Origin of the sequence: Paenibacillus borealis, from assembly GCF_000758665.1 — a bacterium.
Classification (GTDB): Bacteria; Bacillota; Bacilli; order Paenibacillales; family Paenibacillaceae; genus Paenibacillus_AQ; species Paenibacillus_AQ borealis.
The window spans coordinates 2,515,707-2,526,005 of sequence record NZ_CP009285.1 but is presented as its reverse complement, the minus strand read 5'-3'; the positions used below and the strand labels follow the sequence as shown (position 1 = coordinate 2,526,005).

General features: G+C 51.5%; 7 protein-coding genes. All 7 read left to right on the top strand.

The genetic code is table 11. The features are described from left to right. The first annotated feature begins 234 nt into the window (after positions 1-234). The 7 genes from PBOR_RS10520 (at position 235) to PBOR_RS10490 (ending at position 10,158) form a co-directional block, all read left to right on the top strand. Positions 235-1,269, top strand: a complete 1,035-nt coding sequence (locus PBOR_RS10520) for a LacI family DNA-binding transcriptional regulator (protein WP_042211633.1) — start codon at positions 235-237, stop codon at positions 1,267-1,269. Positions 1,270-1,872: 603 nt separating this feature from the next. Then, the gene (gene pgmB / locus PBOR_RS10515; protein WP_042211632.1) at positions 1,873-2,535 is read left to right on the top strand and encodes a beta-phosphoglucomutase; all 663 of its coding nucleotides are present in this window, start codon (positions 1,873-1,875) and stop codon (positions 2,533-2,535) included. Between the two features lie 298 nt (positions 2,536-2,833). Then, a complete protein-coding gene (locus tag PBOR_RS10510) occupies positions 2,834-5,152 on the top strand; it encodes a glycoside hydrolase family 65 protein (protein ID WP_042211631.1) in 2,319 nt (772 codons plus the stop codon). Positions 5,153-5,439: 287 nt separating this feature from the next. Then, entirely contained in the window at positions 5,440-7,125 is a 1,686-nt protein-coding gene (locus tag PBOR_RS10505) for a glycoside hydrolase family 13 protein (protein WP_042211630.1), read from the top strand. 155 nt (positions 7,126-7,280) lie between these two features. Next, positions 7,281-8,141, top strand: a complete 861-nt coding sequence (locus PBOR_RS10500; RefSeq protein WP_174479812.1) for an AraC family transcriptional regulator — start codon at positions 7,281-7,283, stop codon at positions 8,139-8,141. A gap of 226 nt (positions 8,142-8,367) precedes the next feature. Next, on the top strand, positions 8,368-9,213 hold the full coding sequence (locus tag PBOR_RS10495; RefSeq protein WP_042211628.1) for a DegV family protein: 846 nt from the start codon (positions 8,368-8,370) through the stop codon (positions 9,211-9,213). Positions 9,214-9,357: 144 nt separating this feature from the next. Further along, entirely contained in the window at positions 9,358-10,158 is an 801-nt protein-coding gene (locus PBOR_RS10490; RefSeq protein WP_042211627.1) for a class I SAM-dependent methyltransferase, read from the top strand. Positions 10,159-10,299: the final 141 nt, after the last annotated feature.

The following is a 10,299-nucleotide window of genomic DNA, read 5'->3' as shown; positions in this document are numbered from 1 at the left end:
CATATTCAAGTAAGAAACAAAGGCAACAACCATATCATTCTTTTCCTCCGGATAATTGTCTAGTCTAACAAATCTGTTACTCCGGCCCGCATACAACAATCTTGAGCAGAAAAATGTTAGCTACTGTAGTTATTAAGTCAGGATTGTGCTATACAAAGGGTTTCTCTATTTACAATCCTCAGCACTTCGATTAATATTACTTTGTAAAGCAAACGGTTCCATAAGGAGGTTTCTATGACAGTTACCATTAAGGACGTGGCCAAGAAAGCGGGAGTTTCTCCCTCCACGGTCTCCCGGGTGTTGTCAGGCCATCCCAGAATCAGCCTAGAAACTTCCCGTAAGGTTAAAGTGATTATGGAGGAAATGGGCTACACCCCGAACATGATGGCCAAAAGTCTCGTTTCCAAGACAACCAACAGCATTTGCATCATTCTTCCGAAACCGGCTGAAGAGCTGTTCTCCAATTTGTTTTTTATGGAATTAATCCGCGGGATCGTCACCCAGTCCAGCCGTTCCGGCTATGACGTGCTGATCAGCTCCGGTGCAAACGAGAAGGAAGAGCTTGAAGCAGTCTCCCGTTTGCTCAAAGGGCGCCGCGTGGACGGCGTTATTCTGCTGTATTCCCGTAAAGATGATGCGGTGATCGATTTTCTGGAGTCCGGCGGTTATCCTTTCGTGCTGGTTGGACGAAGCGACCGCTATGAGGATATATTGTCAGTCGATAATGATAATATCATGGCTGCATATGATGCAACGAACCACCTCATTTCCATGGGCCATGAACGCATTGGCTTCGTCAGCGGCCCGCCGAACCTTATCGTTTCGCGCGACCGTCTGGAGGGCTACCGTAAGGCCATGCAGAATAAGGGCCTTGAAATGAAGGCGGAATGGATTGTGGAAGGCGAGTTTCTGCAGGATAGCGGATACAGGGCGATGTCATTCTTCATGAATCTCCCGAACCGCCCGACGGCACTCGTCGCCGTGGATGATATGGTCTCTTTCGGCGTGTTGCGCGGACTGAATGAGCTGAAGTACAAGGTCCCTGAGGATCTGGCGATTGTCAGCTTTAACAATATCCCGCTGTCGGAATTGTCCAGCCCGCCGATCAGCAGTATTGATATCGGCATCTATCATCTGGGCTATACGGCATCACAGGTGCTGATCCAGAGCATCCAGAAGCCGGATAATCATGACGGGTATACCAACCGTTTTGTCATTCCCCACCGTTTAATCGTACGGGAGTCATCCATGTATACTCCGGGCAAGTGATGAATTCACAAGAAGAAGTAAGTTTCACATTAAGAGCTATGGTTTCTCAACAGGAGCCAAAAATTCTCAACAAGAGCTATGATTTCTTAACAAGATAAATGAAGCTGATACCCGCTTCATTTATTTTTTGGAGCTTTGTACAAACGTTTGCGCTAAATAGTTGAATGCTGATCTGGCGAAGATTTTCCTGTTCCTGCTGGCCATTTGTGCAAGTCACAAATTCCTGCATAGTAAGGGGACTTCACCCGTTAGTTTGGTGCGATCCGCAGACGGATTGTTGTACTCTGTGCAGGATTTTCGCAGTTTAACCAACTTTTCTTTTGGATTGTTGTACTTTATGCAACTTTTCCGCCCAACTGGTGCCATCTACAGACGAATTGTTGCACTTTGTACAACATTTCCACCCAACAGGGACGTTTCGCTGACGGATTGTTGTACGCAGTACAACAATCTGCCCGCCGGATGTGTTCTGCCAGCCGGAAGCGCTCAACTGAGGATTGTTGTACGTAATGCAGGATTCCCGCCCATTTCCCATTTATTGTGACGCGCCCATTTGGTGCGATTCTCAAATAGATTAAGCCACATACATTTTAGGAGGTTACCATGTCAGAAATCAAAGCTTGCCTGTTCGATCTGGACGGTGTACTCGTCGACACCGCCAGATACCACTATATTGCCTGGAGAGAGCTGGCGGAAGAGCTCGGATTCGTCTTCACCGAACACGATAATGAGCGGCTCAAAGGCGTCAGCCGGGCCGCGTCCCTGAATATCCTGCTGGAGATCGGCGGCATCAAGCTGGACGAAGATGAGAAAGCAAGACTGGCCGAGCAGAAGAACAACCGCTATGTCGAATACATCGCCAAGATGGACAGCTCAGAGATTCTGCCCGGGGCGCTGGACTTCCTGAAGGAATGCCGGGAACATGGCATCAAGGTAGCCCTAGGCTCTGCCAGCAAAAATGCGATGACCATCCTGAACAACACCGGCTTGACCCCCTACTTCGATGCGATCATCGACGGCACGCACACCAGTGCCGCCAAACCTGATCCGGAGGTCTTCCTGCTGGGAGCAGAAGCAGTCAACACCGCCCCTGGAGAGTGCGTCGTCTTCGAGGATGCCGAAGCCGGCATCCTGGCCGCCACCCGTGCCGGCATGCGCAGCGTCGGCATCGGCTCGCCCGAGACGCTGGGCGCAGCGAATCTGGTGGTCCCTTCGCTGCAGCAGATCAGCGTTGCCGCACTCCGGGAATCTTTTGCAGCCGTTTGACGAATATTAACAGCTGCTGAGTAATATGATCCCTTGTCTTCTGCCCTACTCTTTATAAAAGAACTATATGTGAGATCTAAAGTTGCGTGATAGCGGAGCGGGCAAAAGGATTGTGGAGAAGCGTCAGCGTTCGCCTTTGTCCCCGGATGCTTACCGAATAAGCTTCAATCTGAGCATCCGGGGACAACAGCGATCGTAACAACCTTTTGTCGGCGGAGCGGCCGGCACGCAACTGTATCATCGAACTGATAGTTCATTTTATATACCTCATTCCCCCATTTAAAAGGAGCCAATAACAATGAAACAATACCTCAAAATTGATGAATGGTCCATCATCGAAGAATCCTTTGATCCGCAGACCCAGGAAATTTCCGAAAGCGTATTTAGCATCGGGAATGGTTACATGGGCGGCAGAGCCAACTTCGAAGAACAATACAGCGGGCATAGCCTGCAAGGCAGCTACATGGCCGGTGTATACTACCCTGATAAGACACGGGTCGGCTGGTGGAAAAACGGGTATCCGGAGTATTTTGCCAAAGTCCTGAACAGCACCAACTGGATCGGCATCAACATTGAGCTGGACGGCACTCCGCTCGATCTGGCTGCCTGCACAGTCAGTGAATTCCGCCGGGTCCTTAATATGAAGGAAGGCACACTCTCCCGGAGCTTCACAGCCGCCACTCCAGAGGGCAAAGAGGTGAAAGTTGAGAGCATCCGCATCGTCAGTATGGTCCGCCACGAGATTGGCGCGATCCGCTACTCCGTCCAGCCGCTCAATTTCTCCGGTGAGATTACCGTGACTCCTTATCTGGATGGCGACATCAAGAACAAGGATTCCAACTACGACGAGAAGTTCTGGAACGAGGTGGAGAAGAAAGCTGAACCGGCGGGCGGACATCTGACCCTGAAGACCAAGAAGCTGGATTTTCACGTAACCTCCGCCTATGTCTATGACATTCTGGTTAACGGCGAAGCAGCAGCCGCAGAAGCGGAAGCTATCGAGCAGGAAAAATATGTAGGCAGTAAAGTAACGGTTCCTGTACAATCCGGCGATCAGGTGGTTATTTATAAATATGCCGCCAACGTTACCTCCCGCAATTACGGGCTGGGCCAGCTGGTGGATGCCGCCAAAACTGCTCTGCAAGGTGCGCGTGAAGCCGGATTTGTAGCGCTTTTGACCGAACAGGCTGCGGCTTGGGGCGACAAATGGAAGGAAAGCGACATTATTATTGAGGGTGACGTGTCGGCGCAGCAGGCGATCCGGTTTAATATTTTCCAGCTGAATCAGACTTATACGGGCGAAGATGACCGTCTCAATATCGGACCGAAGGGCTTCACGGGGGAAAAATACGGCGGCAGCACCTACTGGGATACGGAAGCTTATTGTGTGCCTTTCTATCTGAGTACCGCCGATTCTACGATTGCCCGCAATCTGCTGATCTACCGTTACAAGCATCTGGAGAAAGCCAAAGAGAACGCCCTGAAGCTCGGTTACAAAAAAGGCGCACTCTATCCAATGGTGACGATGAACGGTGAGGAGTGCCATAACGAGTGGGAGATTACGTTTGAAGAGATCCACCGCAACGGTGCGATTGCTTATGCGATTTATAATTATGTGAACTATACCGGCGACAAGGCTTATCTCGGCCAATACGGGCTTGAGGTGCTGGTGGAGATTTCCCGCTTCTGGGAAGAACGCGTGCACTATGTGCCGCATAAAGACAAATACGTGATGCTCGGCGTAACCGGCCCGAATGAATATGAGAATAACGTCAACAATAACTGGTATACGAACCGGATTGCCGCCTGGACAATGGAATATACACTCGAAGCGCTGGCGTACCTGCAAGAAAATGAAGGCACACGTTATGCAGAACTTGCCGACAAGCTGGAGCTGCTGGAGAGCGAAACGGCGCAATGGAACGAGATTATCGCCAAAATGTACTACCCCGCTGATGAAGAACGCGGCATCTTCCTGCAGCAGGACGGCTTCCTAGACAAGGAAATTATCCAGGTCAAGGATGTACTTCCGGAGAACCTGCCGCTGAACCAGAAATGGTCCTGGGACCGCATCCTGCGCTCCTGCTTCATTAAACAGGCGGATGTGCTGCAAGGGCTCTATTTCCTGGGTGACCGCTATGATCTGGATACCAAAAAGCGTAACTTCGACTTCTACGAGCCGATCACCGTGCACGAGTCCTCCCTCTCCCCTTGTATCCATGCCATTCTGGCCTGCGAACTGGGCTACAAGGAGAAGGCTTATGAGATGTATCTGCGCACTTCACGGCTGGATCTCGATAATTACAACAATGATACGGAAGACGGCTGCCACACTACCAGCATGGCGGGCACGTGGATGTCGGTCGTACATGGCTTCGGCGGACTGCGTGTGCTTAATGACCGGCTGACCCTGAACCCTTCCAACCCGGGACACTGGACCTCATATTCGTTCAAAATCATGTTCCGCGGCTCCCGTCTGAAGGTCACAGTTACCGATGTACAGGTTACGGTTATGAATGAAACCGATGTTCCGGCATCCCTCACGATTCACGGCAAGGAGTATACGGTGAACGGACTGAGCAGTGTGACTGCTGACGGTTCTTCGGTAACTGTGTAGTCTCTGTCTCCCCCGCCCCGGAGGCATTAAGCTTCTTCGGGGCTTTTTTATAAGTTGAACTTGTGAAGACAATAAAAAGATGTAAAGTAACGGAGGGGAATTTCGGAACTGTAGGAGCGGTAGCGTCCGCCTTTGTCACCGGATTTCTACCGCGATCAGCGGTTTAATCAGGAAATCTGGGGACAACAGCGGCCGGAAGTCCGAAAATCACCGCAGTAACGGCCAACATCAGCATTGGAGTATCTCTAGGTCAAATTCTAAATAAAATCTCAAAGGAGCCCACCCAAATGAATAGAGCCTTTTGGAAAGAAGCCGTAGTGTATCAGATTTACCCGCGCAGCTTCCAGGACAGTAACGGAGACGGGATCGGAGACCTGCAGGGAATCATCTCCCGGCTGGATTATCTGCAGAAGCTGGGCGTCGATGTCGTCTGGCTGTCACCGGTCTACAAATCCCCGAACGATGACAACGGTTATGATATCAGCAACTACGAGGATATTATGGATGAATTCGGCACGCTGCGGGACTGGGAGGAGCTGCTGGCCGGCCTGCATGCACGCGGCATCAAGCTGATGATGGATCTCGTGATCAACCACTCCTCGGACGAGCACGCCTGGTTCGCGGAATCCCGTGCCTCCAAGGATAACCCCTACCGCGATTACTATATCTGGCGTCCCGGCGGACCGGATGGCGCACTGCCGAACAACTGGAGCTCTATCTTCAGCGGCCCCGCCTGGGAGAAGGATGAAGCCACGGGCGAATACTACCTGCATCTGTTCTCGCGCAAGCAGCCGGATCTCAACTGGGAGAACCCGGAGCTGCGGGATGCCCTCTATAAAATGATCGCCTTCTGGCTAGACAAAGGTGTAGACGGGCTGCGGATGGATGTTATCAACATGATCTCCAAAGTAGAAGGACTCCCTTCCGCACACCATGAGGGTCTGGCTCCCGGTGAGCTGGCTGGTGGCGGAGAATTCTATATGAATGGACCGCGGGTCCATGAGTTCCTCCAGGAGATGAACCGTGAAGTCCTCTCCAAATATGATGTAATGACCGTGGGAGAGACTCCGGGGGCAACAGTCGAGGATGCCATTCTCTACACCGATGAAGACCGGCATGAGCTGCAAATGGTGTTCCAGTTCGAGCATATGGATGTCGATTCCGGCCCGGGCGGCAAGTGGAATGTGATTCCGTGGACGCTGAAGGGGCTGCGTGATATCCTGCACAAATGGCAGGTAGGCTTGGCGGACAAGGGCTGGAACAGCCTCTATCTCAACAACCACGATCAGCCGCGGATGGTCTCCCGGTTCGGGGATGACGGTAAATACCGTGTGATCTCAGCCAAAATGCTGGCCACCCTGCTGCACACGCTCAAAGGCACGCCGTATATCTATCAGGGTGAGGAAATCGGCATGACTAATGTTAAATTTCCTGTACTTGAAGACTATAAGGATATCGAGATTCTCAATATGTACCGGGAAAAGGTTACGGAAGGCGGCGGAGATCATGAGACGGTCCTCCAGGCGATTCATACCAAGGGCCGCGATAATGCCCGGACCCCCATGCAATGGGACGCCTCAACGAATGCCGGTTTTACCGCTGGCACGCCTTGGCTCAAGCTCAATCCGCGCTACACAGAGATCAATGTGGAACAGGCGCTGGCCGATCCTGACTCGGTATTTTACTATTATCAGCAGCTGATTAGCCTGCGCAAGCAGCATCTGATCATGGTGTATGGTGAATATGAGCTGCTTTTGCCGGAGCATGAATATATCTACGCGTACACCCGGACTCTGGACGGGGAGAAGTGGCTGGTGCTGCTGAATTTCTGTGACACCCCGCAGACTGTAGAGCTGCCTGAAGAGCTCAACGCGGTAACGGAAACGATTATCGGTAACTATCCGGAGGAACCGGCGCCTATGGACCGCAGCACCCTGCGACCTTACGAAGCAAGAGTCTGCCGGCTGGGTTAGCTGCTCCAGGCTTGCTGCCCGAGGCTGACAAATCCCTTGAAACATGACATCATATATTCATAAACTGCAGGCTGACCCTGTCTCAGATGAGCAGAGAATAACAGGACCGGCCGTGCAGCAGCATGATAGTATGAACTTAAAGGGAGATGGCGAACTTGGAATGGCTGATCCGAATGAAGAACGCGCTGGATTATATGGAGAGTAAAATGACCGAACCGCTGCGCATCGAAGAAGTTGCCGCGGTGGCTTATGTCTCCCCCTTCCACTTCCAGCGTATGTTCAGCATGCTGACCGGGGTTACGGTGGCAGACTATATCCGCAAGCGCAGATTGACTCTGGCCGCGCAAGAGCTGGCTATTTCAAACATCCGTGTGCTGGATGTCGCGCTGAAATACGGATATGACTCCCCGGAGTCATTCGCCAAAGCGTTCCGCAAAGCGCATGGGCTCACCCCCTCCGCCGCGCGGGAACCCGGGGTACAGCTTAAAGCATTCCCCCGCCTCTCTTTCCATCTGTCATTGAAGGGAGATCAGGAAATGGATTACAAAATCGTGAATAAAGAAGCTTTTACCGTCATCGGCAAATCAATGGAGGTTACCTGCAAGGACGGGGAGAATTTCCGCAGAATTCCGCAGTTCTGGGATGAATGCAATGAAGACGGCACATCAGATAAGCTGATTGAGTTCGGCTTACGCGAAGAGTGGCTCGGCATCTGCATGAATATGAATATGGAGACGGAAATGCTGTCCTACTGGATTGGAGTTGAAGCAGACGCGGCCACTGACCCGCAGGGGTATGAGACCGCAGTGGTTCCGGCTGCATCTTGGGCGGTATTCAAGTCCGAGGGCGCCTTGCCCGATGCGATTCAAGGCGTCTGGCAGCGTATTTTCCAGGAATGGTTCCCGGGAACAGGGTATGAGCATACGGGCGGCCCCGAATTCGAGCTGTATCCGCCAGGCGATACATCAGCAGAGGATTATGTCTGCGAAATATGGATTCCTGTAATGAAGAAATAATGATTCAGGCTATACCGGAAACGGCTTCGCTGTCCCTGCCAGGACGGTGAGGCCGTTTTTGCATGTGCGGGGACTGGGGCTGAAGGCAGCTGAAGAAGCGGCATACCCGCCAGCCTCACAAGCTAGCATTTTTTATTTTGAGATTCCAGGCAGGCTTGGTATAATAAACAGATTATAGTGTCTTAATATAGTGTATTGTCATCCAAGACTGGTGAAGGAGATATTCATGTCTATCGTAAAAATCTTTTCAGACAGCACTTCCGATTTGCCGCAAGGCTGGAAGGAAACGTATGATATCGGCATTGTCCCGTTATATGTAGTATTTGAAGACGGCACCTTCAAGGATGGTGTAGAGATTACACCCGAAGAAGTGTACCGCCGTGTCGCCGCAAATGGTGCATTGCCCAAGACGGCAGCCCCTTCCCCGGCTGATTTCATTGCCGCTTTTCAGCCGGTCGTGAGCGCTGGCGGAGATATCGTCTATATCAGTCTTTCTTCTTCTTTATCCTCTACATATCAGAATGCCCTGCTGGCCGCAGGCGAGTTCCCTGAAGGCCGGGTACATGTTGTGGATTCCCAGACGTTATGCGGCGGGATCGCATTGCTGGTCATGAAAGCCGCCCGCGCCGCAGCCAAAGGCCACAGTGCGGCCGACATCGCAGCTATGATCGAAGAAGCCCGTGAGCGGGTGGAATCCGAATTTGTAGTCGATACGCTGGATTACTTATATATGGGCGGACGCTGCTCAGGCATGCAGAACTTTATCGGCAGCCTGCTGAAGATCCGGCCTGTACTGCGGCTGGTGGACGGGGCGATTGTACCCGTTGCCAGAATCCGCGGCAAGAAGGAAAAGGCTGTAGAGCAGATGCTCCAGCATGCACTTGCGAATGCAGCCGGTATGGACACGGAGCTGCTTATTGTTGCCCATACCCTGGCTGAAGAGGATGCCCGGTATCTGGAGAAGGCACTGCGCGAGCAGACAGGTGTGGATGAAATTGCCGTAATCCATGCCGGCTGTGTCATCGGCAGCCACTGCGGACCTGCTACAGTTGGCCTAATGTATATGCACTAGAATTATCAGGCTCTACCTTAGACGAATCCAATCTCTGCAGCTTATGCAGATAAGGATTCGTTTTTAGTTGTTGCATAGCAAACAAAGTATAGTAAAATCAGAAAGCAGAAATTTCCAATTTTATCAAAATCAAGGAGGCGTAACATGCAGGAGCAGATGGCACGTACGAACAAGACAGCTTGGGAAACGAAAGCATATCAGGCCTGGATACAGCACCATGGATCACCTGAGGAACTTGCCGGGCGATTGAAGCAGGATCCAAGGCACCCATTGCGGCATTGGCTGAAGTACATAGGCAACCCGGCAGGGTTGAAGGTGCTGAACCTGCTCGGCTCTCACGGAATGAAAGCGATTTGTCTGGCATTGCTGGGTGCTGAGGTTACTGTCGTGGATATATCCGAAGAGAACCGGCGGTATGCCAGTGAAGTAGCAGCAGCGGCGGGTGTTGAGCTGAATTACATCTGTGCAGATGTCTTACATATCCCCGGTGAAGAAGCGCTGGGAAGCTTCGATGTTGTCCTGATGGAGTTTGGCATTTTGCATTACTTTACGGATTTAAATGCTATTTTTTCTGTGGTCAGCAGAAGGTTATCGGTCAACGGCCGGCTCATGCTGACGGATTTCCACCCGTTCGCCAGGGCATGGATGACAACCCGGAATCTTCAGCATCCTACGGGTAATTATTTTGACGATACACTCACAGAAGGTGAAGTTGCCTTTGCCAAGCTGCTTCCCGAAGAAGAACGGTCCAGATTAGCACAAGTGGTGACGCGGGGCTGGACTGTAGGGGATATTATCACTTCCGTAGCCTCCCAAGGGTTATACATCCGCACATTTGAAGAAATCAGAAGCCCCGGGGACCCGAGATTCCCTGAATTCTACACGCTGATTGCGGATCATATCGAGGGGCAGCTGAACCCGCTATATCCTGGAACACCGGGCTAGCAGGCCGTCTCCCCCAAGTGGCAGGATCAGCTGGTGAAGGAAATACTTATAAGTCTGCTAAATAGATTGAACTTAAAAATATATTCTTTGGAGTCACGGCAATCCCATAATAGAAAAAATACAAGTTCAATCTATATAGAA

Bases quoted from the DNA above. Each gene is read 5' to 3' on its own strand.
- PBOR_RS10495 (WP_042211628.1), top strand. From the start codon at position 8,368: ATGTCTATCGTAAAAATCTTTTCAGACAGCACTTCCGATTTGCCGCAA.
- PBOR_RS10490 (WP_042211627.1), top strand. From the start codon at position 9,358: ATGCAGGAGCAGATGGCACGTACGAACAAGACAGCTTGGGAAACGAAA.
- pgmB (WP_042211632.1), top strand. From the start codon at position 1,873: ATGTCAGAAATCAAAGCTTGCCTGTTCGATCTGGACGGTGTACTCGTC.
- PBOR_RS10520 (WP_042211633.1), top strand. From the start codon at position 235: ATGACAGTTACCATTAAGGACGTGGCCAAGAAAGCGGGAGTTTCTCCC.
- PBOR_RS10510 (WP_042211631.1), top strand. From the start codon at position 2,834: ATGAAACAATACCTCAAAATTGATGAATGGTCCATCATCGAAGAATCC.
- PBOR_RS10505 (WP_042211630.1), top strand. From the start codon at position 5,440: ATGAATAGAGCCTTTTGGAAAGAAGCCGTAGTGTATCAGATTTACCCG.